Source organism: Pseudoxanthomonas suwonensis 11-1 (genome assembly GCF_000185965.1).
GTDB classification, from domain to species: Bacteria; Pseudomonadota; Gammaproteobacteria; order Xanthomonadales; family Xanthomonadaceae; genus Pseudoxanthomonas; species Pseudoxanthomonas suwonensis_A.
The window spans coordinates 3,263,781-3,288,343 of sequence record NC_014924.1 but is presented as its reverse complement, the minus strand read 5'-3'; the positions used below and the strand labels follow the sequence as shown (position 1 = coordinate 3,288,343).

Annotated in this window: 22 protein-coding genes; 9 read left to right on the top strand and 13 right to left on the bottom strand. The window is 66.5% G+C overall.

Going from position 1 to position 24,563, the window contains the following annotated elements; all coding sequences use genetic code 11:
• Position 1: 1 nt before the first annotated feature.
• The 10 genes from PSESU_RS15020 to PSESU_RS16445 form a co-directional block, all read right to left on the bottom strand.
• Entirely contained in the window at positions 2–1,510 is a 1,509-nt protein-coding gene (locus tag PSESU_RS15020; RefSeq protein ID WP_155942790.1) for a hypothetical protein, read from the bottom strand.
• Between the two features lie 40 nt (positions 1,511–1,550).
• Positions 1,551–2,342 carry a WecB/TagA/CpsF family glycosyltransferase gene (locus tag PSESU_RS15015; RefSeq protein ID WP_013536647.1) on the bottom strand — a complete coding sequence of 264 codons (792 nt, stop codon included), beginning with the start codon at positions 2,340–2,342 and terminating at the stop codon, positions 1,551–1,553.
• Entirely contained in the window at positions 2,332–3,306 is a 975-nt protein-coding gene (locus tag PSESU_RS15010) for an NAD-dependent epimerase (protein WP_203415164.1), read from the bottom strand. Before PSESU_RS15010 ends, PSESU_RS15015 begins: the two co-directional genes overlap by 11 nt.
• A gap of 23 nt (positions 3,307–3,329) precedes the next feature.
• The gene (locus PSESU_RS15005; protein ID WP_013536645.1) at positions 3,330–4,496 is read right to left on the bottom strand and encodes a nucleotide sugar dehydrogenase; all 1,167 of its coding nucleotides are present in this window, start codon (positions 4,494–4,496) and stop codon (positions 3,330–3,332) included.
• Positions 4,497–4,598: 102 nt separating this feature from the next.
• On the bottom strand, positions 4,599–5,990 hold the full coding sequence (locus PSESU_RS15000; RefSeq protein WP_233275234.1) for an undecaprenyl-phosphate glucose phosphotransferase: 1,392 nt from the start codon (positions 5,988–5,990) through the stop codon (positions 4,599–4,601).
• A gap of 169 nt (positions 5,991–6,159) precedes the next feature.
• Positions 6,160–8,385 (bottom strand): YjbH domain-containing protein, encoded by a 2,226-nt coding sequence (locus PSESU_RS14995; RefSeq protein ID WP_049782381.1) that lies wholly within the window; start codon positions 8,383–8,385, stop codon positions 6,160–6,162.
• Positions 8,382–9,182 (bottom strand): capsule biosynthesis GfcC family protein, encoded by an 801-nt coding sequence (locus tag PSESU_RS16040; RefSeq protein ID WP_081459329.1) that lies wholly within the window; start codon positions 9,180–9,182, stop codon positions 8,382–8,384. The genes PSESU_RS14995 and PSESU_RS16040 overlap by 4 nt, the downstream gene beginning before the upstream one ends.
• The gene (locus PSESU_RS14980; protein ID WP_041764212.1) at positions 9,179–9,793 is read right to left on the bottom strand and encodes a YjbF family lipoprotein; all 615 of its coding nucleotides are present in this window, start codon (positions 9,791–9,793) and stop codon (positions 9,179–9,181) included. The genes PSESU_RS16040 and PSESU_RS14980 overlap by 4 nt, the downstream gene beginning before the upstream one ends.
• A 101-nt stretch (positions 9,794–9,894) precedes the next feature.
• A complete protein-coding gene (locus tag PSESU_RS14975; RefSeq protein ID WP_013536642.1) occupies positions 9,895–11,004 on the bottom strand; it encodes a polysaccharide biosynthesis/export family protein in 1,110 nt (369 codons plus the stop codon).
• Between the two features lie 106 nt (positions 11,005–11,110).
• Positions 11,111–11,458: a hypothetical protein gene (locus PSESU_RS16445; RefSeq protein ID WP_013536641.1), complete on the bottom strand. Its 348-nt coding sequence runs from the start codon at positions 11,456–11,458 to the stop codon at positions 11,111–11,113.
• 216 nt (positions 11,459–11,674) lie between these two features.
• Here PSESU_RS16445 and PSESU_RS14970 point away from each other — a divergent pair, with 216 nt between their 5' ends.
• The 5 genes from PSESU_RS14970 (at position 11,675) to PSESU_RS14950 (ending at position 17,797) form a co-directional block, all read left to right on the top strand.
• Entirely contained in the window at positions 11,675–12,115 is a 441-nt protein-coding gene (locus tag PSESU_RS14970; RefSeq protein WP_013536640.1) for a low molecular weight protein-tyrosine-phosphatase, read from the top strand.
• Positions 12,116–12,159: 44 nt separating this feature from the next.
• Entirely contained in the window at positions 12,160–14,388 is a 2,229-nt protein-coding gene (locus PSESU_RS14965; RefSeq protein WP_013536639.1) for a polysaccharide biosynthesis tyrosine autokinase, read from the top strand.
• Positions 14,389–14,437: 49 nt separating this feature from the next.
• Complete coding sequence (gene ubiA / locus PSESU_RS14960) at positions 14,438–15,340, top strand: 4-hydroxybenzoate octaprenyltransferase (RefSeq protein ID WP_013536638.1); 903 nt, start codon at positions 14,438–14,440, stop codon at positions 15,338–15,340.
• Between the two features lie 101 nt (positions 15,341–15,441).
• Positions 15,442–16,743 (top strand): sugar MFS transporter, encoded by a 1,302-nt coding sequence (locus PSESU_RS14955; RefSeq protein WP_013536637.1) that lies wholly within the window; start codon positions 15,442–15,444, stop codon positions 16,741–16,743.
• A gap of 139 nt (positions 16,744–16,882) precedes the next feature.
• Complete coding sequence (locus tag PSESU_RS14950; protein ID WP_013536636.1) at positions 16,883–17,797, top strand: carbohydrate kinase family protein; 915 nt, start codon at positions 16,883–16,885, stop codon at positions 17,795–17,797.
• A gap of 9 nt (positions 17,798–17,806) precedes the next feature.
• On the opposite strand, the gene PSESU_RS14945 is transcribed toward PSESU_RS14950, so the two are convergent.
• From PSESU_RS14945 to PSESU_RS14935, 3 genes are all read right to left on the bottom strand, one after another.
• Positions 17,807–19,006, bottom strand: a complete 1,200-nt coding sequence (locus PSESU_RS14945; RefSeq protein ID WP_013536635.1) for an AGE family epimerase/isomerase — start codon at positions 19,004–19,006, stop codon at positions 17,807–17,809.
• A 126-nt stretch (positions 19,007–19,132) separates the two neighbouring features.
• Positions 19,133–20,173 carry a LacI family DNA-binding transcriptional regulator gene (locus PSESU_RS14940; RefSeq protein ID WP_013536634.1) on the bottom strand — a complete coding sequence of 347 codons (1,041 nt, stop codon included), beginning with the start codon at positions 20,171–20,173 and terminating at the stop codon, positions 19,133–19,135.
• A 78-nt stretch (positions 20,174–20,251) separates the two neighbouring features.
• Positions 20,252–20,992: a ComF family protein gene (locus tag PSESU_RS14935; protein WP_013536633.1), complete on the bottom strand. Its 741-nt coding sequence runs from the start codon at positions 20,990–20,992 to the stop codon at positions 20,252–20,254.
• A gap of 76 nt (positions 20,993–21,068) precedes the next feature.
• On the opposite strand from PSESU_RS14935, the gene bioB reads away from it, so the two are divergent.
• Genes bioB through bioH form a run of 4 tightly spaced genes read left to right on the top strand, consistent with a single transcriptional unit; the run spans position 21,069 to position 24,560 of the window.
• On the top strand, positions 21,069–22,103 hold the full coding sequence (bioB, locus tag PSESU_RS14930) for a biotin synthase BioB (protein WP_013536632.1): 1,035 nt from the start codon (positions 21,069–21,071) through the stop codon (positions 22,101–22,103).
• Between the two features lie 57 nt (positions 22,104–22,160).
• Entirely contained in the window at positions 22,161–23,360 is a 1,200-nt protein-coding gene (gene bioF, locus PSESU_RS14925) for an 8-amino-7-oxononanoate synthase (RefSeq protein ID WP_013536631.1), read from the top strand.
• An 8-nt stretch (positions 23,361–23,368) separates the two neighbouring features.
• A complete protein-coding gene (locus tag PSESU_RS14920) occupies positions 23,369–23,758 on the top strand; it encodes a DUF7079 family protein (protein ID WP_013536630.1) in 390 nt (129 codons plus the stop codon).
• A 37-nt stretch (positions 23,759–23,795) separates the two neighbouring features.
• Positions 23,796–24,560 (top strand): pimeloyl-ACP methyl ester esterase BioH, encoded by a 765-nt coding sequence (gene bioH / locus PSESU_RS14915; RefSeq protein WP_013536629.1) that lies wholly within the window; start codon positions 23,796–23,798, stop codon positions 24,558–24,560.
• Positions 24,561–24,563: the final 3 nt, after the last annotated feature.

The window sequence follows — 24,563 nt, the reverse complement described above, 5'->3', positions numbered from 1 at the left end:
GTCAGGAGATAGCTGCCCGGAGCTTGCGATCCGATTGGGATATGGCGGTCATGGCTCCCTCCGGAGGGAGCTGCGAGATAACAATTCCATAGAGGAGGAAGAAAAGTCCGCCTGCAGCAGGAGAGAGGGCTTCCTCCTGGAAGAACGAGTTGCAAAGCAGGAAGTACGCCGAAGTCAGGAAGACCGTATTGATAGGGTTGGCGGGAATCGCCCGCCTCAAGCTCCCGATCACCCTGAAGAAGATGATGATTAGGAGGACAAAGAACACGCCGACTTGGTACATCAGCACGCCCATCGCGCTTTCAATGGCGAACGGCACGCCTTCGTTGCGGTACTCGACGATGTTGCGGGCCTCCCTTGCCATGTCGCTTAGGTTTCCACCAACGCCCAAGCCATGTCCGAGCGGGTTGTCGATCAGGCCGTTGAGGCCCGCCAAGAGGCCGATGACGTGGATATCAAGCGATGAGATCCCGTACAGGATGACAAACGTGCTGTACGCAAGTGCAACGCCGATGACGCCAGCCTCGATCAGCCTGGGCTTCAAGCTTCGGGTTCTCGCAAGGAGATAGGTGGACACGGAGAAGACGGTGATGATCAGGGGCCCCTTCGCGCCGATGAAGACAAGAAGGGCGATCAACAACAGGGCGAGAATGACACGTCCGTAGTAGAGGCTGGCCAGGGCGAAGATCGCAGCGGCGTACGCGAAGCTGATGTTGTGCAGGGTGGGCCCGAGCAGCTTGCGGGATTCGATGTCTAATGCGTACTGGCCGCTAAAATTCAGCCAAGTCTGCGTGAACGACTCCGCAATGAGATCGGCCTGATGCATCGCAATCTCAGTAGGGAGCTTCAGCTTGTAGAAGTCCTCGACGCCAAACATCGAATAGAACTGGTCCGGACTGGCGATTTCAATGGCGCCGAAGACGATCACCAAGAACGCGAAGAGAGAGATCGCCGCCCGGACAAACCGGCGATCAAGATCGCGACCCACATGAATCCCGCAGACCAGAGCGAAAATTACGGTCGAGAACTGGCGGAAGTATGCGGCCACGCTACCCGGAGTAGAGCGGAATGTTCCGTATCCAGCGTAGGCCACTAGCAGGCAGATGAAGCCTATGCAGAGGAGAAGGGTTCCGCGGTCACGCTTCAGAAGCGGCACCTTTGCCCAGAACAGTATCCAGCCGGCAAGGGTCCCCAGTGCCGCGAAGATGACGAAATTGATTGCCTGCGATGCCCTGAAAACCTCCAGGTCCGAGATGGCGTATGCCGTTGTGGCAACGATCAGGTTCTGGAAAAGTGTTGCAGTTATGACAAGGATGAGACAGAACTTTCTGGAGAAGAAAAAGAAGATAGCCGCACAGGCTAGGACGGCGGCGGAGATCGGGAAGAACCCAATAGCCAAGGAGCCTGCGAATGCGAAGATCAGCAGTACCGAAAGCACGAAGTACGCAGCAGCCTCGCCTACGGGCATTAGGTCCCCGCGAGTCTGGATAGCATGTGGTGCTGCGCTCATCAGGTGATTCCTTGCGTGCTGCTCGGGTCGCGCCGGGTCTTTATCGCGTGTATCGAACTAGTCGATAGAACGCATACGGATTAGTGGTCAGGTATCGCCAGCCGAGCCGCTTGGGATCCAGTGCCACGCGATGGAGCCATTCCAGCCCCAAGGCCTGCATCCAGCCCGGTGCTCGCGGAGCGTCCCCGGTGAGGAACGAATAGAGGCCGCCGCAGGTCTTGATCCAGCCCACGCCTTTGAGGTTCTCGCGATTACGGATCGACCAGAACTCCTGCCGCGGCTTGCCCAGAGCGACCCAGAGCACGTCCGCTCCACTCGCGCGGACGAGGTCACACACACGCTTGTCGTCCTCCGGTGGGAAGTATCCATGGTGCCGGCCAACAATCTCGACGTCCGGATAAAGCTTTCGGATGGCCTCGACTACGGCCCGGTTCTGCTCCTCCTTCGCGCCGAGGATGAAGAAGCGCAGCTTGTGTTCGCTCGCAGCCTGGGCCGCATCATGAAAAAAATCAGTGGTGCAGATGCGCTCGGGCAGCGGGTGCGCGGTCCTGCGGCTTGCAAAGACCACCGGCATGCCATCTGCATGGATGATATCGGCCGCAGCCATGGCATCTGCAAACGCCGGATCCTGTCCGGCGAGGGCGATGCCTTGGCCATTGGAGGAAAACACAGCCTTCGGGATCCAGTTCTCCCTGTCTTCGCGTGCAGCCATGCAGTCCCGCACCATGCATTGCGCAAGCTTGCGGCGGGAAACCGAAGCCGTCGGGAAGCCGCCGACCTGCACTACGGGGAAGTCGTGGTTGCCACTGTCGGTGGCGATATCAACTGCCATGGTAGCTCCGGTACCAGGAGACGAACTGTTTCAGTCCGTTCGCCAGGCTGGTCTTGGTGGTGTAGCCATAGTCGCGGCTGATGTCGCTGATGTCCGCGTAGGTGGCGTAGACATCGCCCGGTTGCATTGGCAGCATCCGCTTCTCGGCCTGCTTCCCGAGCAGCCCCTCGAGCAGCTCGATCATGTCCAGCAGTTGCTCGGGATGGTTGTGGCCAAGGTTGTAGACCTTGTGCGGCACATCCATTCCGCTCGGCTTGGGGCCTTGGGCAACAATCGCTTCGATCGCATCGACGATGTCGTCGATGTACGTGAAATCCCGGCGCATGTCCCCGTGGTTGTACACATCGATCGGCTTGCCCGCCATGATGGCATTGGCGAACTTGTAGTACGCCATGTCCGGCCGGCCCCACGGACCGTATACGGTGAAGAAACGCAGGCCGGTGATCGGGAACCGGTACAGATGCGCATAGGTATGCGCCATCAGCTCGTCCGCCTTCTTGGTGGCGGCATACAGCGATACCGGGGTGTCGACGCGGTCTTCCGTGGCGAACGGCAGCTTGGTGTTGGACCCGTACACCGACGAGGAGGAGGCGTAGACCAGGTGCTTGACGCCGCTGTGCCGGCAACCTTCCAGGACGGTCAGCATGCCGGTGAGGTTGCTATCCAGGTAGGCGAACGGATTCTCAAGCGAGTAGCGGACACCCGCCTGGGCGCCCAGATGCAGGACCAGGTCGAACGCATGATCCTGGAACAGGGACGCCATCCCTGCTCGGTCGGCCAGGTCGAGCTTCGTGAAGGAGAAGCCCGGTCGGTCCTTGAGCAGGGCCAACCGGCCCTGCTTGAGTCCGACGTCGTAATAGGCATTCAGGTTGTCGATGCCCACGACCTCATGGCCAGCACCTAGCAGCCGGGTGGTAGTGTGGAAGCCGACGAACCCGGCTGCGCCTGTGACGAGAATCTTCATGGTCTTGGCCATTCGTCCCAGGATCAGTCGGAGCCGAACAGGTCGCGGCTATAGACCTTGTTGGCGACATCGCGGATGTCGTCGGTAATGCGGTTGGCGATGATGACGTCCGCCTGCTTCTTGAACTCCTGCAGGTCGTTGACCACGCGCGAGTGGAAGAACTCGGTGTCCTTGACGACCGGTTCGTACACGATGACTTCAACGCCCTTGGCCTTGATGCGCTTCATGATGCCCTGCACGCTCGAGGCGCGGAAATTGTCCGAGCCGGCCTTCATGATCAGGCGGTACACGCCGACGACCTTTGGTTCGCGACGCAGGACGTCGCGGGCGATGAAGTCCTTGCGGGTGGTATTGGAATCGACGATCGCGCGGATCAGGTTCTGCGGGACGTCGTTGTAGTTGGCCAGCAGCTGCTTGGTGTCCTTCGGCAGGCAGTAGCCGCCGTAGCCGAAGCTGGGGTTGTTGTAGTGGCCGCCGACGCGTGGGTCCAGGCTCACGCCCTCGATGATCTGGCGGGTGTCCAGGCCGTGGGTGCAGGCGTAGGTGTCGAGCTCGTTGAAGAATGCAACACGCATGGCCAGGTAGGTGTTGGCAAACAGCTTGATCGCCTCGGCCTCGGTGGAGTCGGTAAACAGGACCGGGGAGTCCTTCTTGATGGCGCCTTCCTGCAGCAGGTTCGCGAAGGTCTCGGCGCGCTCGGAGCGCTCGCCGACGATGATGCGGCTGGGATGCAGGTTGTCGTACAGCGCACGGCCCTCGCGCAGGAACTCGGGCGAGAAAATCACGTTGGTGGTGCCGTACTTCTGGCGGGCGCCCACGGTGAAGCCGACCGGGATGGTCGACTTGATGACCATCGTGGCGCTCGGGTTGATGGCCACCACGTCGCGGATCACCGACTCGACCGAGCCTGTGTTGAAGTAGTTGGTTTCCGGATCGTAGTCGGTGGGGGTGGCGATGATGACGAAGTCGGCGCCTTCGTAGGCTTCGCGCTTATCCAGGGTCGCACGGAAGTCGAGCTTCTTCTCCGAGAGGTACTGCTGGATCTCGGCGTCGTCGATCGGCGACTGCCCACGGTTGAGCATTTCGACCTTGGCTGCATCGATGTCCAGGGCGACGACGGTATGGTTCTGAGCAAGCAGGATGGCGTTGGAGAGGCCCACGTAGCCGGTTCCGGCGATAGCGATCTTCATGCGTGTTCGATTCCAGTAAGAACAAATGAAAGCGGGAGCGCGCGCAGGAGGTCGTGCCTCCCGCGGCGCTGGTTGCTGGGCTTTGCTGCTTGTGTTGCTAAGTCAGTAAGCGTTCTGACCGACGAAACCCTTGAATACGGTCATGAATACGATGCGCAGGTCCAGCCAGAGCGACCAGTTCTGGAGGTAGTACAGGTCGTACCTGACGCGCTGCGCCATCTTCTCGACGGTATCCGTCTCGCCGCGGAATCCATTTACCTGCGCCCAGCCGGTGATGCCGGGCTTGACCCGGTGGCGCTGCATGTAGCGGTCGACCAGGGTCTTGAACTGCTCGTTCAGCGCAAGGGGATGCGGGCGCGGACCGACGATGGACATGCGGCCCTGCAGCACGTTGATGAACTGCGGGAGCTCATCGAGGCTGGTGCGGCGCAGGAAGCCACCGAACGGGAAAATGCGCGGGTCGCCCTTGGTCGCCTGGGTGATGCGTCCTTCCTCTTCCTTGTGCATCCGCATGCTGCGGAACTTCCAGACCTCGATCGGCTTGCCCCCCATGCCATGCCGCAGCTGCTTGAAGATCACCGGTCCCGGGTCGCTCAGCTTGATGCCGATGGCGATCAGTGCCAGCAGCGGCGAGATCAGCAGGAGGATGATCGAGGCCAGTATCTTGTCCTCGATCGCCTTGATCAGGCGGGCATTGCCGTCGAGCGGGCTGGAGCGCAGGTTGATGATCGGCAGGCCGGCGATGCTCTCCACCGAGTGGTTCAGCAGCTCCAGGCCGAACAGGTCGGGCAGGAACTTGATGTCGGTGGTGGAGTGGTCGAGCTGGCGTAGCACATTGGCGATCTGGCCCTGCTCACGCATCGGCAGCGCGATCCAGACCTGATCGATGTGGTTCTTTTCGACGAACTCGGCGAGCCCGTCCACGCGTCCCATCGGCTTGACCGTTTCCAGCGCGCAACGGTCCGCGCTGGTCGAGAACCAGCCACGGAGCTTGATGCCCATCCAGGGGTTCTGGCGCATCGTATCGACGATGCGCTGGGCATCCGGGTTGCCGCCGACGATGACGGCGGTGCGCAGGTCCATGCCACGCGCGCGTACCCAGGCGGCGATGCCACGGATAATGAAGCGTAGCAACACCGCACCGCCCAAGCTGGCGGCAAACCAGGTACCCAACCACAAACGGGACAGCTCGACCGTCAGCTGGGTCGCGGTGGCGTACAGAACGACGCCGATGAAAACCAACGACCAGCGGAACCCGAGGTGCATGACCTCGGCGGAAAGTCCCCGGCCACGCCAGCTCCTGTACATCTTGGAACTGAGGACGAGGAGCGCGAACACCGTGGTGAGGACCACCAGGCGGACGTACTCGACCTGGAGGATGGGCGTTCCAAAGCGCACCCAGTGCGCGAAGGCCGCACCTGCGATGAGCATGGCCGGATCGCCAAGGCGCAGGACTGCGTTGAACGCGGCCGTGACGTTACTGGTGGTTCGCACGCTGGCCGTTTCTTGATTGACTGGCATAAGCAACATGACTGAATGGTCCTTCCGTGGTGCGGATCGGCGCAGGCCTGGTGAGGTCCCCTCCCTCTTGGGTTGTTGCATTGCAGCAAAAGCTTGGGGCGAGGATAGCATCCAAGAAACCGATCCTTGTTATTCCTAACAGCTATGGGTCAATGTATTTAATATTCTCGAAAAAGAAGTGTTGGTCCCGTTCGCCAGTCATCTGGTAGAGGCTGTAACGACGAGCGAGTCGCGCGCCACCGTCACGTACGAGCGGTTGCCACACCAGATCGGCGCGCTGCCTGGTCGAGCGACGGAGCAACAGGTCCACAGGCACCGACACATAGATGCCCTTGTCGAAACTGCCCTCGCCGAACTCGGCGGAGGAAACGTTGGTCTTTGTGGCCCAGGCACCCATTGCCACGCCATTGTTGAAGATGCGCGACACATCCAGGGTCACGCCCCAGTCGCCGGCCAGGTAACGGCCGGCGGAGGTCGCGACATGGACCCGGTGTTCCTGGCCGAAGTCGTAATAAAGGGTGGCGTGGCCCGTGGCGACCTTGTAGTCCCGGAACGAGAAACGCTGGTCGTAATCGCGCTGCTTGACCCAGTTTGCGTTCACACCCAGGGCCCAGCGTTCGCCGACGGGGCGGTACAGGAGTTCGCCGCCGACGCCCGCGAACATGCTTTCAAGCAGACCCGCGTAGGCCATGCCATAGAGATCGCGGCCAAGCGCATGGGTGGTCGTCAGCTGCAGGTTCGGGATCGTGACGTCCGAGGTGGTCACGTACTGCCGCATGTCCGTGCGCACGCGCGGCAGGTTGCTGGGCGCGTCGTACTGGAACTTGTAGAAGTTGTTGTCCAGATCGATGGCCACCACGCCGGCGAACCAGGTGCTGCGGCTGAAGGACCAGGACGCGGAAGCGTTGGCGGTCAGCTGGTACAGGATGAAGTCGTCCGGACCGCCGATGATCTCCTTCAGGCCGGGAGCCAGGCCATAACGCAAGCGCCTGTCCATAGGCCGGTCGTAGACGATGTCGCCCTCGCGGGAGCTACCTGGCGGGTTCAGCTCGATGCTGCGCGCCATCGTGTCGAGGTCGATATCGCGGCGCACATAGGCGGCCATCGCACTGCGCGAGACGCTGGTCTGCGCGATCGGCATGTCCTGCCGGTCGTGGGCTACGGTGAACCACTCCACGCTGGGATCGACCACGTTGTCGAGCACACGCGCGGTGCGTCCCAGGCTGTCCGCGATATAGATGGACAGCGTCTGGTTGCCGTGCAGGATCAACTCGTCGCCGCTGACCTCGACCTTGCGCAGGTAGAAGCCTGCATTCTCAATCAGCTGCTGCCGCACGCTGTCCCAGGTATGTCCCGGAAGCAGCGGGAAGTCGCCAATTGCGCTCTCCACGCCTGCGGTTCCGGTGCCTGCGGGGTGATCCCACGCAGCCGCTTCCATCGGGCTGTTGCCAGCCTCCGTGTCGGGGGTGGAAGCCATCGCGCTTTCGCGCATCGGGATCCTGGGCGGGTCGAGCGGACCTGCCACGCGTGCCGCGTTCTTGAGGTTGCTGTGCAGCGCGAGGCTCGCCTGCAGCTCGTTGCCGCGCTCCCAGCCCAGGGTGAGACGCACGCCGGGTTTGGGGGTGTAGTGCAGGCCGATGTTGAAGCGCGAATCCTGTGGCAGCCAGCGCACGCCTGGTTCGGCGCTGTAATCGTGGCCGTCGTACTCGACCTTGACCAGCAGCGGATCCCAGGGGGTCTGCCAGGACACGCCACCAAAGACGCCGATTTCGCCGTGCCCCAGGTACCGAAGACCGACCTTGCCGGCATTGACGATTGCACTGGTCGGATCAGGCCGCGTGTCGAAATCGCTGTCGATCATGCCAAGCGGGTTGCGGATGCCGCCGTTGCTACCGAGGTAGCCGGTGGCGAAGCCCACGCTGGCGTCGAAATCCCCGAAGCGCTTGCTGGCGACGACGTACTCGGTGGAGAACAGGCCAGTGCCGCCGAAGTCACGGGCGCCGACAGCAACCGCGGGCAGCCACCGCCCTTCCTCCCACAGCCGCAGCTTGAAATCGATCGACTTGTCCTTGTAGTGCTGCCTTCCCTTGCTTGCGGCATACGGGACGGCGGCTACATTGGTATAGCGATAGATACCTTCCAGCCACGGGAAAGGTTGCATCGCTACGTTGTAGTGGGTGTAAGGGGAGATATGGCCGACGGTGAAGGCGAACTCACCCTCTTCGGCCATGCGGGCCGTGGGCGTCTGCATCAGGCCGATGCCGCCCCAGTCGTTCTGGGTCGCAGGAACCTCGGCGTGGAGCCCGCCACATATGGCCAGACTCAACATGCTGAGCGGCGGAAGTACGCGGCGCAGACGATGACTCATGGCAACCCCAACGGGTCATGCGGCAGTGGCTGGGTAGCCAGGAAGCTGGCCAGCTCGCTGTTCAGTTCCGGAGTGAGGCGCGCGATATGCCGAAGACGGAAAGGCACGAGGACGATTGCTCCGGGCGCCAGCGCTTGTGCCGGGCTACGGTTCCACATGGCGACGCCAAGTTCGGCGATGTGTCCGTCGGGCTGGATCACGATAAGCGCGTCCGGATCGGCGGCACGGGTATCGACAAGGCACGCGCTTGCATAGGCGACTGCATCCCGATCAGGGACATGCGGTAGCAAACAGGGTGTCTGGACGGCCCCGGTCACGGTCACGGTGTCCGGACGCTCCGGCAGGAAAAGGCGATCGCCATTGGCCAGAAGGCTGTTGCTGTCGCCCAGCGAAACCTCGAGCCGACGCACGTTGCCCTCAAGGGGAACGCGCCCGGTGGCGGGCAGACCTTCCACCCACGCGTGCAACGCCGCCGCGCGGCTCGCCACGGCGGCCGGCACTTCGTTAGCCTCTGCCACCAGTTTGAGGTCGTGCAACAGGCCGGCTCGTTGCCGGACCTGCGCGGCTTGCGCAGTCGCGCGGAAAACAGAGGCTCCGAGCGCATAAGCATCCCGGCGGGGTGCCGCGGCTTCAAGCGCATCCGAAAAACGGCTGCCGACCTCATGTTGCTGGGCACCAGGGGCCTGCACGGCGCCTTCGACGGACACGGTTAGCTGCGCTGCCGCGCGCACGGCCGACGGAGCCGCGACAAGCGCGACCAGCATCACCACGGACGCGAAGCCCTGCGACGGACTCACTGCACCCTCCTGCGATACGGCTTCAGGATCTCGATCTCGGCATAGTGGCCTGGGGCCACCAGTTGCCGGCTCTTCCGGAGCTGGCCGGTGGCAGGGTCGATCCAGTAGATGTTCTTGCCGTCCACGCCGCCCGAGAGTTGCTCCTCGTAGCGCACCAGGGTGCGCTTGCGCTCAAGGATCTCGACCTCTTCCTCGCCGACGCGACGAACAGTACCGGTCACTTGGACCCCATACCGGTAGCCGTCATGCCAGTCGTAGCGGCGATCTACCGTGAAAGGTGCCTGGCCGATCGCACGCAGGTCGACGAACGGGTTGGGGCCGACGATGCGCATGTCGTCCAGGCGAGCGGACAGCCCATGCGTGCCGCACACCAGGTCGCCTTCGCACAGGAACACCACGTGCTGGTCGGTAAACCAGGCAGTCCGGCCGTCATCGTCGTTGCCAAGTAGCATGACGGCGCTGACTGCGTCGTCTTCAATCAACAACTGGGCGTACGGACTCGCCGCGACTTCCTCGGGCGCCGGACGCACACCCTTGGGGCCGAAAACGGCCCCGCGAGCCATATCCACGCCCCTCTGGAGCGTCCCGCAGCCAGTCAGCAGCAGGACCATCAGGCCGACGCCTGCCAACGCGATGCCACGGCCGGGTGCCGCACTGGCGGAGAGGCGGGAGTGCTTCCCCCAGGAGACGGGACTCGTGCGCACGATAGCCGTCAGTTGTTGGAGAGATCGTTGCTGGCGCTGGCGGCGTTGCTGATGATGCCGGTAAACGGCAGCAACTGGTTCACGAAGCGGCTCCAGCGGGTAATGCCCGCCGCACCAACGAACACGACATCGCCAGGTACCAGTTCGAACTGGCTTGCAACCGCGAATGCAGCGGGCGACTTCGCTTCCAGCTGGTAGACCACAGAGGGACTTTGCTCAAGCGCATCCGGCTGGGCGCCGCGGATCACGTAGACCGCATTGCCATTGGAGGTAGCCTGGGCGAGACCGCGCGAGCGGCCCAGGGCCTGGCTCAGGCTGATGCTGCCCGTCTTGAAGTTCTGCGCTCCCGGCTGGTTGACCTCACCGACGACGAAGACTTCCTTCGAGTCCAGGTATGGGATATAGATCTGGTCGTCCGCGCGCAGGTAGATCGGCTTGCCGCCCAGCCTGGACATGTCCAGGGTGTAGCTCACGCCGTCGCGGGTAAGGCGGACGCCGGAAAGATCGGCCTGGCTGGCGTTGTAGCCAGCGTTGCTGATCGCATCCTGCAAGGTCAGGGGAACGATGGTCAGCGGGACCACGGCTGCCTGCTGGGCGGCGCCCGAAACCCAGACCCGCTGGCTCGCGTAGTTCAGGATCGAGACGTCCAGCTGCGGCTGCTGGATCACGGAAGCGAGTCGCTTGGTCAGCGTCTCGCGCAGTTCGGACGGGGTCAGTCCAGCGGCCTGGATCTTGCCCAGGTAGGGATAGAAAAGGGTGCCATCGCCCTGGACCAGGCGGCCGGCAAGGTTGCCCTGCTGCTGCGGGCCGGCGGGGACCGTAAGTTCCGGGTGATCCCAGACAGTGATGTAGAGGACATCACCGGCGCCGATTCGGTAAGGCTCAGGCTCGTAATCGAGCAGCGCTTGCGGCACCTGCTGGCTCGACTGGGCTGCCTGCTCCATGGCGATCAGCTTCGGCGTGATTGCTACCAGATCGAGTTGGTCGTTGCCTGAGGTGCGGATCTGTCCCGGACCGGGCTTGGTGCGGGCCAGATGCTGGCCAGGGGCCCACGCGCAACCGGAAATAAGAGTGATCGCCATCAGCGCAGCCGCGCCGGACCATAAGGCTCGTTTCATGTCGCTTCCATTCGTAGAACAGGGGGGCGCTGGACCCCCATACACGAGAAGGCCCGCCAGGCGCTGAAGGCCGGCGGGCCCCTGTGTTCAGGCATGGCGGGACTTCTCAGCCGCCAGTGCCACCGGTACCGCCAGTGCCACCGGTACCACCAGTGCCGCCGGTACCACCGGTACCGCCAGTGCCACCCGTACCAGTGCCGCCGCCGCCGTCACCCGGATCCTCACCGTCATCGCCACCCGGAATGATGCCGCCCTTGCCTTTGTTGAGGCGATCAAGCGCCCAGATGCCCACCGCCGTAGCGCCGGCGGTATAGCCCACGGTGCGCCAGTTGGGGCTCTTCTTGAACTGCTTGGGAGCGGGCGTACCCGCGTTTTCCGATCCTTCCTGCGCCATGGCGTACGACGGGGCCAGTAAGCCGAGTACGACGGCCAGACCTGCAACCTTGGTCTTCATGGGGGCTTGCTCCTGAGAATTTGGCGGGCAACTACACGGACTGGAACATAACCAACTTCCAGGGCCGTTGTCAAACTGATCAATGGCTTATAGACGAAACCTTCACATCATCGCACTGCAGCATCCCGTGGCGTCATCAGGTAAGCTTGCGCCCCCGGCCGGGCCGCGTGCTGCTCGGGCGATTAGTCGAGTGAGGCACGGAGGGACCTGCATCGCGTGTTCAGGAAGCTGCTATTCGTCTGCATTGGCAACATCTGTCGGAGTCCGACCGCGGAACTGGTGATGAAGCACAGGCTCCAGGAGCGCGGGGGGATCGAAGTTTCGTCAGCCGGCCTGCAGGCGCTGGCAGGACGTCCCGTAGACCCCGAGGCCGCGGCTCTGCTGCGCGAGGCGGGAATCGACCCGGACACCCACAAGGCCAGGCAGGCTACGCCTTCTGTACTGGCGGCAGCGGACCTGATCCTGGTCATGGAACACGCACACCAGGCCAGGATCGCGCGTGAGGTTCCCCAAGTCAGCGGCAAGACCTTTCTTCTCGGCAAGTGGCGGGGCCAGCGGGAAATTCCCGACCCCTACCGCCAGCACAAGGAAGCCTTCGAGCACGTTTATCGCCTGATCGACGATTGCGTGGAAAGCTGGCTCCCCTACATCAAGTAATGCTGCTCCCGCAGCACCTCTCCGAACAATACGGAATGAAATCAATGGGCAAGGAAACAGCGGCTGGCACGCCCGGCGCCGAGAACGAGATCGACCTGCGTGAGCTGCTCGGTGTGCTCTTGGACAGGAAGTGGCTGATCCTCGCCGCCACCGTTGCGTTCTTCCTCCTGAGTGTGGCCTATGTGCTCCTGACGGCGCCGGTCTATCGTGCCCAGGCAATGGTACAGGTCGAATCCAAGATGCCGACCATCCCCGGGCTGGCTGACCTCACTTCGCTGGCCGGTAGCGGCAGCGTAGCCGCTACCACTGAAATCGCGTTGCTGAAGTCGCGCACTGTTGTGGGTGCGGCGGTGGACGAATTGCACCTCGATATCGATGTGGAGCCGCGCACGTTCCCGCTCATTGGTGGGCTCATAGCGAGGCGTTTTGTGGTGGACGAGCCCGATGCAGTGGCCAAGTCGGTATGGGGTCTGAACAGTTATGGCTGGGGCGGTGAGTTGCTCCAGTTCGAGCGTCTGGACGTTCCGACCTCGCTGATCGATACCGACCTCACGCTTGAGGTTCTCGACGGCGAAGGCGGTTACGTGCTGCGTGACGACGACGGCAATGAGCTTGCGCGCGGCAAGGCCGGGGAAACGGCACAGGCCGGGACATTGGTTGCGGAAGTCGCGACCTTGAAGGCTAATCCCGGCATGGTATTCAACGTCGTGAAGCACCGCAGGCTGGACGTGCTTGTGGAGCTCCAGAATGAGATTCGAGCATCGGAGCAGGGTAAGGACTCCGGCATCCTGCAGGTTTCCTACGAGCACACCGATCCGGCGCGTGCCGAAGCCGTGGTGAGCAAGGTGACCGAGGCTTACGTCCGTCAGAACGTCGAGCGCAGTTCCGCCGAAGCTGCTGCCCAGCTCCAGTTCGTCAAGGACCAGTTGCCTACGGTGCGCAAGCAGGTGGAGGAAGCCCAGGCGGCAATGGCCAAGTACCAGTCGACGGCCAACTCTGTGGACATCACCATGCAGACCAAGGGTCTGCTGGAGCAGGAGGTCGCTGTCGAGACCAGCATCCAGCAGCTGCGCCTGAAGCAGGCGGAGATGGATCGCAGCTTCACCCGTGACCATCCAGCTTACCGCGCCCTGTTGAACCAGCTCGGTGAGCTGGAGTCCCGGAAGGCGGGATTCCGTCGTCAGGTGAGCGAGCTGCCCGATACGCAGCAGGAGCTGCTGCGCCTGACCCGAGACCTCCAGGTCAGCAACGAGCTGTATACGGCGTTGCTCAACCAGGCACAGCAGCTGGATGTGGCACGAGCTGGCACCGTGGGCAATGTGCGCATTGTCGATCCTGCCGCCGTCAACATCACCGAGCCGGTGAAGCCTCGTAAGGGTCTCGTTGTCCTCGTGGCCACGATGTTGGGTGCTTTTCTCGCTATGGCGGTTGTGTTCCTGCAGCGCATGCTGAACCCGGGCATCGAGGATCCTGCAGTTATCGAGGAGCTTGGGCTGCCGGTCTACGCCGCCATCCCGCTTAGCAACTCCAAGGCGCTGCCCTCGGCCAAGCGGGATCGCAAGGGCCTGCACCACATCCGTGCCGATGGTCGCCAGCACCTGCTGGCGGTCGCCGAGCCGGCTGACCTGGCGGTGGAGGCGCTGCGCAGCCTGCGTACCAGCCTGCACTTCGCGATGTTGGAGGCGAAGAACAACATCCTGACCATCTCCGGTCCGCGTCCGGGTGTCGGCAAGACCTTCGTGTCGGCCAACCTCGGTGCCGTGATCGCGCAGGGTGGGCAGCGGGTGCTGGTGATCGACGCCGACATGCGCAAGGGCACCCTGCACAAGATCCTGGGCGTAAGCCACAAGGACGGCCTGTCGGACGTGCTGGTCGGCAAGGTAGACGTCGAGGCCGCCGTTCACGAGGTCGCGGAACTGCCGAACATGCACTACATCGTGCGTGGCGACATCCCGCCGAACCCGTCCGAGCTGCTGATGCACCCGCGCTTCAAGCAGATCCTCGAGACGCTGTCGTCGCGCTACGACCTGGTCATCGTCGATACCCCGCCGATCCTGGCGGTGACCGACGCGGCCATCGTCGCTTCCCACGCCGGTTCGAGCCTGCTGGTGACCCGCTTCGGCCTCAACCAGGCCAAGGAAATCCTGCTGACCATGAAGCGCTTCGAGCAGAACGGCGTGCAGGTCAAGGGCACGATCTTCAACGCGGTCGAGAAGCGGGCCACCGGCTACTACAGCTACGGCTACTACGAGTACAAGTCGGGCAACACCTGACGATGGACGGCAGGCCGGCACCTCGTGCCGGCCTGCTAACCTTCCGGCCATGGCTTACGAACGTTACGAGCCGGGCAGCGCGGCGGACCGCGGCTGGCGCTGGCGCCTTGGGCAGTACTGGAAGCTGGTCCGCGGCGATCGCCCGATCGGCGTGCTGCTGCTTCTCTGGCCGACCTGGTGGGCGCTGTGGCTGGCCGCCGAGGGCGTGCCGGACCCCTGGACCCTGTTCGTGTTCACCGCGGGCGTGTGGCTGACCCGCTCCGCCGGCTGCGTGATCAACGACTACGCCGATCGCTGGCTGGACCCGAAGGTCGAGCGTACCCGCGACCGCCCCCTGGCCACCGGTGCAGTGTCCGGGCGCGAGGCCCTGGCGGTATTCGCGGTGCTGATGCTGGTCGCGTTCGCCCTGGTGCTGACGCTCAACGGGCTGACCATCCTGCTCAGCATTGGCGGCCTGTTCCTGGCGGCCACCTATCCCTACCTCAAGCGCTACACCTACCTGCCGCAGGTCTACCTGGGCATGGCCTTCGGCTGGGGCATCCCGATGGCCTTCGCCGCGGTGCGGGGCGAGGTGCCGGCGCTGGCCTGGCTGCTGTACTGCGCCAACATCCTCTGGGCCACGGCCTACGACACCTGGTATGCGATGGTCGACCGCGAGGACGACATCCGTGCCGGCTCGAAGTCCACGGCGATCCTGTTCGGCGACCTGGACCTGGTCGCGCAGGGGGTGCTCTACGCGCTGGTGCTGCTGGCGCTGGCCCTGGTGGGCCGCCAGGCCGGGCTGGGCCTGCCGTACTGGATCGGCCTGGGCGTGGCCACGGCGCTGGTGGTGCAGGAGTTCGTCATGGCCCGCCACCGCGAGCGCGCGGCCTGCTTCCGTGCCTTCCTGCACAACAACTGGGTCGGTGCCGCGGTGTTCGCCGGTATCGCCCTGCATTACGGCCTGCGCTGACCGGCCGCCGGGCCGCCTCTCTCTCGTGTTGCATCGCAGAATGCTGCAGGCCGCTGCCGGCGGGTAACGTTATCCGCCTTACACCCGGGGGAGAGCAGGGGATGCACGTTGCAGCCAGCAGTGAAGCCAGCGCCGGGACCGGCGCGGCTGGTTCGTCGCGGCTGTTGCCGCTGGTCATCGCCCTGTTCTTCGCGTGGGGCTTCTGCACCGTCCTGGTCGACGTGCTGATCCCCAAGCTGAAGGCGACCTTTTCGCTCGGCTACGCCGAGGCGATGCTGACCCAGTTCTGCTTCTTCCTCGCCTATTTCGTGGTCTCGATCCCGGCGGCCCTGCTGGTCAGCCGCATCGGCTACATGCGCGGCATCGTCCTGGGCCTGGTGGTGATGGCCAGTGGCTGCCTGATGTTCTCGCCGGCTGCTTCGATGGGCTGGTATCCGGCCTTCCTTGCCGCGTTGTTCGTGCTGGCCGCGGGCATCACCGTGGTCCAGGTGGCGGCCAATCCGCTGGCCGCTGGCCTGGGCGATCCGGCGCGTGCGCATAGCCGCCTGACCCTTGCCCAGGCGTTCAACTCCTTCGGCACCATGCTCGGTCCGCTGTTCGGCTCGGCCCTGATCCTGGCCGCCGGCGTGGCCGAGCCTGCGCCCGGGATGGACGAGGTCGCGCTGGCCGCGTTCCGGGTGGAGCAGGCCAGCCACGTGCGCCTGCCCTACATGATCATCGCCGCGGTGTTGGTGGGCCTGGCCGCCCTGTGCTGGTGGCTGCGCCGTTCTCCGGTGCCGGCCGTGCATGCGATCCGCCAGGGCGACTACCTGCGCCTGCTGGGGATCCCGCGCCTGAGCCTGGGCGCGCTGTCGATCTTCCTGTACGTCGGCGCCGAGGTCGCGGTGGGCAGCGCCCTGGTCAACTACCTGATCATGGTCGGCGCGACCGGCAGCGAGCACGCGGCCGGCAACCTGATCGCGGTGTACTGGGGGCTGGCCATGGTCGGTCGCTTCATCGGCTCGGTGGTGCTGCGCTTCGTGCCGGCTGGCCTGGTGTTGGCCGCCTGCGCGATCGGCGCGGCGACCCTGGGCCTGCTCGCTGCCACGGTGCTGGAAGGCACGGGGGCGGCGGTGGCGATCCTGTCGATCGGCCTGTTCAACTCGGTGATGTTCCCGACCATCTTCACCCTGTCGATCGACGGGCTGGGCGAGGACACGGCCGGCGGCTCCGGCCTGCTGTGCCTGGCCATCGTCGGCGGCGCGATCGTGCCGCTGCTGATGGGCCTGGTGGCCGATCACGTCGGCCTGGCCCTTGCCCTGCTGGTGCCGGTGGCCTGCTACGCCTGCATCGCCGCGTATGGACTGATGGTGCGTGCCGGGATCCTGTCCGGTCGCGTGGCCGTGGCGCCGGCCGAAACCTGAGGCGCCGCGGCGTGCCGCGCCGCCCTGGATGCATCTCCCGTGGCCACCACCAGGACGGCAGCGGTGGCCCTCTCTCGGCCGGTCGGGTCATGCTGCACGCCCGCCGGCCGCCTTTTTATCCGCCTGACCCAGACCCACGATGACCGCGCCTGACCTGCCACGTCTCGCCGTGTTCGGCGAAGCCCTGACCGACCTGGTCCGCACCGGCGAGGACAGCTGGCGCAGCATCGCCGGCGGCGCCTGCTGGAACGTGGCACGGGTGGCGGCCACTCTCGGCGTGGCGACGGGCTGGGGCGGTGCAGTGAGCGATGACCTGTTCGGCGCGCGCATCGTGGAGCTTTCGCGGGAGGCCGGGCTGGATCCGCGCTTCATGCAGGTGGTGGCACGGCCGCCGCTGCTGGCGGTGGTCCACCAGCTGGATCCGCCGCGCTATTTCTTCCTCGGCGAGAAGGCGGCGGACCTGGCCTTCGACGAGTCCGTGCTTCCGCCTGGTTGGGAAGCGGCCTGCCAGTTCGCCCACTTTGGCTGCATCAGCCTGGTCCGGCAGCCGCTGGGAGAACGCCTGGTGTCGCTTGCCCTTTGCCTGGCCGATGCCGGTGTGCCGGTCAGCTTCGATCCCAACTGCCGCAACCTGATGGGGCCGGATTACGCGGAGCTGTTCGAACGCCTGGCCGCGCGCGCCTCGGTGCTGAAGATCTCGGACGAGGACCTGCGCCATATCTATCCGCAACTGGAAGCCGAGGCAGCGTTGGCGCACGTGCGCGCGCTGGCACCCGCGGCGGTGCTGCTCTACACCCGGGGCAGCGCAGGCATGGATGTGTACGCCTGCGATGTGCACGTCGCCCAGCCGGCCTTCGCGGTGGAGGTGGTGGATACCGTGGGTGCCGGTGATGCCTGCATTGGCGGCTTCCTGGCCAGCCGCCTTCTACGGCCCGAAGCATCGCTGCGCGAACACGCGCGCTTCGCTGCTGCAACCGCCGCGGTGGCCTGCACCCGTGCCGGTGCCCATGCGCCTACGCGCGGCGAAGTGGAAGCATTGCTGGCGCGCGGTTGAGCGCGACGGTCACAGCACCCGCAGCACTTCGTAGCACGCGCCCATGGTGTGGTAGTCGGTCTTGCCGGCCGGGCTCTTCTCGTCGCTGAGCTTGGAGTTGTCCGGGCCGAGGATGCGGTACCAGGCGCCGTGCCGGTGGTCGACGAAGTGGGTCCAGCTGTAGCTCCACAGCCGCTCGTACCAGTCCCAGTACCGCGCCTCGCCGGTGCGCTGCGCCAGCAGCGCGGCGGTGGCCAGCGACTCGGCCTGCACCCAGAAGTACTTGTCGGCGTCGTACACCGCACCATCCGGATCGTTGCCGTAGACCAGGCCGCCGTGCACCGGGTCCCAGGCCATCGCCACGGCGCGGTCGAACAGTTCGCGCGCGCGCGGCAGGTGCCAGTCCGCCGGCGCGTGCCGGTCCAGGATCAGCAGCAGCTTGGCCCACTCGGTCTGGTGCCCGGGCTGGAAGCCCCACGGCCGGAAGATGTTGCTGCGGTCGCCGCGGTTGTAGTCCCAGTCCACGCTCCAGTCGGCGTGGTAGTGCTCCCAGACCAGGCCGCCGGCCAACGCGGCCTGGCGCCGGGTCATGTTGGCCGCCAGGGTGGCGGCGCGTTCCAGGTAGCGTGCCTCGCCGGTGGCCTCGTACGCGGCCAGCCACGCCTCGCAGGCATGCATGTTGGCGTTCTGGCCGCGGTAGGGCGCGAGGTTCCATTGCGCATCGGCCTCGTCGGCGTACAGGCCATGCGCCGGCTCCCAGAAGTGGCGCTCCATCAGCTCCCAGGTCTCGGCGATCCACCCGCGCGCTTCCTCGAAGCCGGCTTCCAGCGCCTTGGCATAGGCCAGCACCACGAAGGCCAGGCCGTAGCAGTGGTTGGTCGCGTCGATGACGTCCCGGTCGCGTAGCAGCCAGGCATAGCCGCCGGTTTCCGGGTTGCGATGCACCTCGCGCAGGAAGTCCACGCCGTGCTTCACCGCCTCTCGGTAGGCCGGGTCGCCGAAGGCCTGGAAGGCCATCGAATAGTTGAAGACAAAGCGTGTGCTGCTGACCAGGTGCCGGGTATGGCGGTCGTAGACCTGGCCGTCGTCGCGGAAGAACTGGAAGAAGCCGCCGTCAGGGTCGATGCAGCGCGGGTGGTAGAAGGCCATGGTGTCGCGCACGTGGCCGAGCAGGAACTCGCGCGAGCGGAAGTCGGGCAGCGGCCCTGGGCCGGGCAGGGCTGGGGTCATGCGTCGTGGCTCCGGCAGGGAGGGGGCTGCAGTGCCGCCAGTCGATTCCCCGGGCGCACCGCCGAGGTAAGGTTATCTCGGCCGCCGTGGCGAGGCATGCCGCATCGCGCAAGCGCCGGGCCTTGCTCAGCGTGCGGGAGCCGATGCGGACTGGCGTTTGACCAGGCTGAACTTCATCACCTGGTGCCGCGGCGTGCGCTCGCGACCCTCGCGGCGGTCGCGGATGCGCTCGAGCATCAGCGCGATGGCGGCCTTGCCCATCGCGGTCACCGGCTGGCGGATCGTGGTCAGCTCGGGCCACAGCGTGGTGGCCATCGGCGTGTCATCGAAGCCGACGATGCTCAGCTCGTCCGGGATACGCAGGCCCATGCCGTGGGCCATGGCCATCGCCGCGGCAGCCATGTCGTCGTTGCTGCAGAAGATCGCGGTGGGGCGCGGTTCCAGCGCCAGCAGCTGGCGCGCGGCCTCGAGTCCGGAGCGGTAGGTGAACATGCCCACAACCATGTGCGTCGCCGGCACCTCGATCCCGGCCTCGGCCATGGTGTCGAGGAAGGCCTGCTTTCGCAGTTGCGCCGGGGTGTGCTTCGGATCGCCCTCGATGAAGCCGATCCGGGTATGGCCCAGCTCCAGCAGGTGCCGGGCCATCGCGCGCGCGCCGGCGTAATCGTCGATCCGCACCGAGGCCACCTCGGGCAAGGGCGTGGCCGTGGCCACCGCCACCACCGGGATGCCGCGCTGGTCCAGGTCGCCGATGGTCTGCGCCGAGTCGCACAGCGGCGGCGGCACGATCACCCCGTCGACGCCAGCCTCGACCAGGCGCTGCACCGCCGCGCGCTGGCTCTGCAGGCCGGAGCACTTCTCCACCAGCACCTGGGCGCCGGAGAGGCTGCTCTGCTCGAGCATGCCCAGCATCAGTTCGTTGAGGTAGGCCGCGGACGGGTTGCTGTACAGCACGCCGATCCGCGCCGTGCCGCGGGTGCGCAGCGAGCGCCCGGCCAGGTTCGGGTGGTAGCCCAACGCGTGCACCGAGGCCTGGACCCGCTCGCGCAGTTCCGCGCCCACCCGCGGATTGCCGTTGATCACCCGCGAGGCGGTCATCGCCGAGACCCCGGCATGGCGGGCCACGTCCAGGATGGTCACGGTGGCAGGGGGCTTGCGCTCGGGCATGGTCGATCGTCCGCGGGGCCGCCTCGCGCGACCGTGGTCTAGCCTACCCGCTCGCCGGCAGGGGGCAGGCGCCGCTGGTCAGGGCGTACGCGCGCATATCCAGGCGTCGACCCGTGCGACGCCGGCACGGCGCAGGGCCAGGGCGGCCGCATGCAGGGTCGCGCCGGTGGTCATGACGTCGTCGACCAGGGCCACGTGCGCCGGGAGCGGCCGCCCCCCGCGCACCACGAAGGCGCCCCGCAGGTTGCGCCGCCGCGCCAGCGCACCCAGTTCCGACTGCGCCTCGGTGCGCCGCTGGCGCAGCAGCACACCTTCCGCCAGCGGCAGGCCGGTGGCCCGGGCCAGCGGGCGTGCCAGTTCCAGCGCCTGGTCGTAGCCGCGCCGGCGCAGGCGGCTGGAATGCAGCGGCACCGGGACCAGCGCCTGCGGGCGCTCGGCATCGGCCAGGGCCGGGAGCATCAGCCCGGCCAGCAGCCGCCCGGCGGCCAGGTCGTGGTGGAACTTGTAGCGCGCCAGCAGGCGGTCCACCGGAGGGGCGTAGACGAAGGAGGCCCACGTGGCCTGGAGCGGCGGCGCCTTGCGCAGGCAGTGGCCGCAGGTTCCGGGCACCGCCAGCGGGATCGCGCAGCGCGGGCAGGCACAGTGGTTGCGGGGCAGGGCGCGATGGCAGGCGGCGCACAGGTCGCGGCCGTCATCCCCGGGCTCTCCGCACAGCAGGCAGCGCGGTGGCAGGAGGACGGCGCAGATCCGCGCGGGCAGGTCGCGCAGCAAGGCGGGCCAAGAGCGGAGGGAATGGCTTCCGTAAACCTCGGGAGACATGTTCGGGTTGACAGGTCCGGGGCGGATTTCCAGACTGCCCGCCTTCGATCGCCGCCGCTGTCAGGAAACATCCCCCATGTCTTCGGAAATCCGCCACGACTGGCGTCGCGAGGAACTGCTCGCCCTGTTCGGCCTGCCGTTGCCGGAGCTGCTGTACCGCGCCGCCCAGGTCCATCGCGAGCATTTCGACCCCGCCGAGGTCCAGGTCTCGACCCTGCTGTCGGTCAAGACCGGTGGCTGCCCCGAGGACTGCGGCTACTGCCCGCAGGCCCAGCGCTACCACACGGGGGTCCAGGCCACGAAGCTGATGGACACCGGGGCGGTGCTGGAGAAGGCCCGCCAGGCCAAGGCCGCCGGCGCCTCGCGTTTCTGCATGGGCGCGGCCTGGCGCAGCCCCAAGGACCGGGATATCCCCAAGGTCGCCGCGATGATCGCCGGAGTGAAGGCACTGGGCCTGGAGACCTGCGCCACTCTGGGCATGCTCTCGCCCGGACAGGCCCAGGCCCTGCGCGACGCCGGCCTGGACTACTACAACCACAACCTGGACACCGCCCCGGAGTTCTACGGCGACGTGATCCGCACCCGCGAGTACCAGGACCGCCTGGACACCCTGGAGCACGTCCGCGAGGCGGGCCTGAAGACCTGCTGCGGCGGCATCGTCGGCATGGGTGAGACCCGCGAACAGCGCGCCGGGCTGCTGCAGGCCCTGGCCAACCTGCCGGCGCACCCGGACTCGGTGCCGATCAACCAGCTGGTGCAGGTGCCGGGCACGCCGCTGGCCGGGGTGGAGCCGCTGGACCCCTTCGAATTCGTACGCACCATCGCCGTGGCCCGCATCACCATGCCGCGCTCGATGGTGCGGCTGTCCGCCGGGCGCGAGGCCATGTCCGACGAGCTGCAGGCCATGTGCTTCATGGCCGGGGCCAACTCGATCTTCTACGGCGAGCAGCTGCTGACCACCGCCAATCCGGCCGCCGAGCGCGACCGCGCGCTGTTCGCCCGCCTCGGCCTGCGCCCCATGCCCCGCCCGGCATGTGATGATCATCACGGAACAAGCACGGTTGCAGGCGCTACCGTGCATGCCCAGATCATCGAGCCGTTATCTGCCTAGGGGGGCCGGATGGCGGCTCCCGAAGGCAGGACTTCCCCGGGGGGAAGCGCAGGGAACATGGGCCGCATCGATATCCACGAACGCATCCGCGACAGCCACCGACTCCGCGCGGCGCAGGGCCGCCTGCGCCAGCGCCGTACCGTCACCCGCCGCGACGGCGTCCGCCTCGAGGTCGACGGCCAGTGGCTGACCGGCTTCTGCGGTAACGACTACCTGGGCCTGGCCTCGCAGTTCGAGGTTGGTGCCGCGCTGCAGGACGCCGCCGCCCGCGAGGGCACCGGCGCTGGCGCCTCGCACCTGGTCTGCGGGCACCACGCCCTGCATGCCCAGCTCGAGCGCGAGGTCGCCGACTGGCTCGGCGTGCCCGGCGCGCTGCTGTTCGGCAGCGGCTTCGCCGCCAACCTGGCCGTGCAGCAGGCGCTGCTGGAGGACGGCGACGTCTGCGTCCAGGACCGCCTCAACCACGCCAGCCTGATCGATGCCACCCGCCTGGCCGGCGCGCGCCTGCGCCGCTACCCACACCTGGATGCCGAAGGCGCGATGCGCCAGCTGCGCGGCACCGGCGAGGGTGCGGCGATGCTGGCCACCGACGGCGTCTTCAGCATGGACGGCGATGTCGCCCCGCTGCGTTCGCTGGCCCTGGTCGCCCGCACCAGCGAGGCCCTGTTCTACGTGGACGATGCCCACGGCGCCGGCGTGGTCGGTCCGCAGGGCCGCGGCAGCGTGGCCGATGCCGGGCTGGGCGTGGCCGACGTGCCGCTGCAGCTGGTCACCCTGGGCAAGGCCCTGGGCGGCTATGGCGCGGTCGTGGCCGGCGATGCCGACCTGATCGAGCACCTGGCCGGTACCGCGCGTCCGTACATCTACACCACCGCGCTGCCGCCAGCGCTGGCCGCCGCGTCGCTGGCGGCGCTGAAGCTGGCGCGCCGCGACGACTGGCGCCGCGAGCGCCTGCGCGAACTGGTCGCCCAGTTCCGCGAGGGCGCCAGCCGCTTCGGCCTGGAGCTGATGTCCTCCAATACCCCGATCCAGCCGATCGTCTGCGGCAGCGAGGCCAGCGCGCTGGCCATGTCCGCCGCGATCGAGCGGGCCGGCTTCCTGGTGACCGCGATCCGGCCGCCGACGGTTCCCGAGGGTGGCTCGCGCCTGCGCGTGACCCTCTCGGCCCTGCACACCCCGCAGCAGGTGCAGGCGCTGCTGGCTGCGATCGCCGACGCCCGTGACCGCGTCGACCACGGGCGCGAAGCGCTGGCGTGAGCACTCCCATGCCCGCGCCCGCGCCCGAACGCCGGCAGGTGTGGCAAGCGATGTCCGCGCTTTATCTCGACACGGACATCGACAACGAAGTGCTGTCCCGCGTGGCCGAGGAACTGGCCCGTTCGCCATATCCGCTGGACGAGCTGCAGCGGATCCTGCGCCAGGAGGTCCACCCGGTGCTGGTCGCCAACCTCTACAGCGTGGCCCCGGTGTGGGATGGCTTCGACCCGCGCTGGCTGGAGGAGGCGATCACCGCCCACCTGCGCCGGCCATGGCCGATGCGCTGGTGGCGCGGCCGGGCGATGCGCAGCCACGCCGTGATCCTCTGGCATCGCCTGATCCGGCGCATCGCCGCCGCGCGCCGCCGCCTCAACCACGCGCACGCCCACGCCCACTGAGCCGACGCCCACCGCCGGCATCGGCGACAATGCGGCCATGCACATCGAAACCCTTGGCAGCGGACCGGACCTGGTCCTGATCCATGGCTGGGCGCTGCACGGTGGCGTGTTCGCGCCGCTGGTCGAACGCCTCGCACCGCGCTTCCGCCTGCACCTGGTCGACCTGCCCGGGCACGGCTACAGCCGTGATTCGGAGGTGCCGCTGCTGCCGGCGGCCGTCGCCAGCGAGATCGCCTCGCGCACCCCGCCCGCCATCTGGCTGGGCTGGTCGCTGGGCGGGCTGTTCGCGCTGCGCGCGGCCGCCTCGCTGCCCACCGTGCGTGGCCTGGTGATGGTCGCGGCGACGCCGCGTTTCGTGCGTGCGCCGGACTGGCAGCACGCGGTCGAGCCTTCGGTGTTCGGCCAGTTCGCGCGCGACCTGGAGCAGGACTACGACGGCACCCTCGAGCGCTTCATCGCCCTGGACACGCTGGGCTCCGAGCACGGCCGCGCCGAGCTCAAGACCCTGCGCGAGGTGCTCCACGCCCGCGGCCGCCCGCAGCCGGAGGCGCTGCACGCCGGCCTGGACCTGCTGGAATCCGCCGACCTGCGCCGCAGCCTGTCCTCGCTGTCCGTGCCCAGCCTGTGGCTGGCCGGCCGCCGCGATCGCCTGGTGCATCCGCGCGGCATGGAGGACGCGGCCGGGCTGGCGCCCGGCGCACGCTTCGTCGAACTGCCCGGTGCCGGACACGCACCGTTCCTCGGCCACGTCGATGCGGTGGCAGCGGAGCTGGCGGCTTTCGCCGACAATACCGGCCCCTGAGCC

Coding starts and splice junctions, on each gene's coding strand:
- PSESU_RS15020 (WP_155942790.1), bottom strand. CDS start 1,510: ATGAGCGCAGCACCACATGCTATCCAGACTCGCGGGGACCTAATGCCC.
- PSESU_RS15015 (WP_013536647.1), bottom strand. CDS start 2,342: ATGGCAGTTGATATCGCCACCGACAGTGGCAACCACGACTTCCCCGTA.
- bioH (WP_013536629.1), top strand. CDS start 23,796: ATGCACATCGAAACCCTTGGCAGCGGACCGGACCTGGTCCTGATCCAT.
- PSESU_RS14965 (WP_013536639.1), top strand. CDS start 12,160: ATGGGCAAGGAAACAGCGGCTGGCACGCCCGGCGCCGAGAACGAGATC.
- bioB (WP_013536632.1), top strand. CDS start 21,069: ATGTCTTCGGAAATCCGCCACGACTGGCGTCGCGAGGAACTGCTCGCC.
- PSESU_RS15005 (WP_013536645.1), bottom strand. CDS start 4,496: ATGAAGATCGCTATCGCCGGAACCGGCTACGTGGGCCTCTCCAACGCC.
- bioF (WP_013536631.1), top strand. CDS start 22,161: ATGGGCCGCATCGATATCCACGAACGCATCCGCGACAGCCACCGACTC.
- PSESU_RS14940 (WP_013536634.1), bottom strand. CDS start 20,173: ATGCCCGAGCGCAAGCCCCCTGCCACCGTGACCATCCTGGACGTGGCC.
- PSESU_RS16445 (WP_013536641.1), bottom strand. CDS start 11,458: ATGAAGACCAAGGTTGCAGGTCTGGCCGTCGTACTCGGCTTACTGGCC.
- PSESU_RS14920 (WP_013536630.1), top strand. CDS start 23,369: ATGCCCGCGCCCGCGCCCGAACGCCGGCAGGTGTGGCAAGCGATGTCC.
- PSESU_RS14955 (WP_013536637.1), top strand. CDS start 15,442: ATGCACGTTGCAGCCAGCAGTGAAGCCAGCGCCGGGACCGGCGCGGCT.
- PSESU_RS14980 (WP_041764212.1), bottom strand. CDS start 9,793: ATGGTCCTGCTGCTGACTGGCTGCGGGACGCTCCAGAGGGGCGTGGAT.
- ubiA (WP_013536638.1), top strand. CDS start 14,438: ATGGCTTACGAACGTTACGAGCCGGGCAGCGCGGCGGACCGCGGCTGG.
- PSESU_RS14945 (WP_013536635.1), bottom strand. CDS start 19,006: ATGACCCCAGCCCTGCCCGGCCCAGGGCCGCTGCCCGACTTCCGCTCG.
- PSESU_RS14975 (WP_013536642.1), bottom strand. CDS start 11,004: ATGAAACGAGCCTTATGGTCCGGCGCGGCTGCGCTGATGGCGATCACT.
- PSESU_RS14995 (WP_049782381.1), bottom strand. CDS start 8,385: ATGAGTCATCGTCTGCGCCGCGTACTTCCGCCGCTCAGCATGTTGAGT.
- PSESU_RS14950 (WP_013536636.1), top strand. CDS start 16,883: ATGACCGCGCCTGACCTGCCACGTCTCGCCGTGTTCGGCGAAGCCCTG.
- PSESU_RS14935 (WP_013536633.1), bottom strand. CDS start 20,992: ATGTCTCCCGAGGTTTACGGAAGCCATTCCCTCCGCTCTTGGCCCGCC.
- PSESU_RS15010 (WP_203415164.1), bottom strand. CDS start 3,306: ATGAAGATTCTCGTCACAGGCGCAGCCGGGTTCGTCGGCTTCCACACT.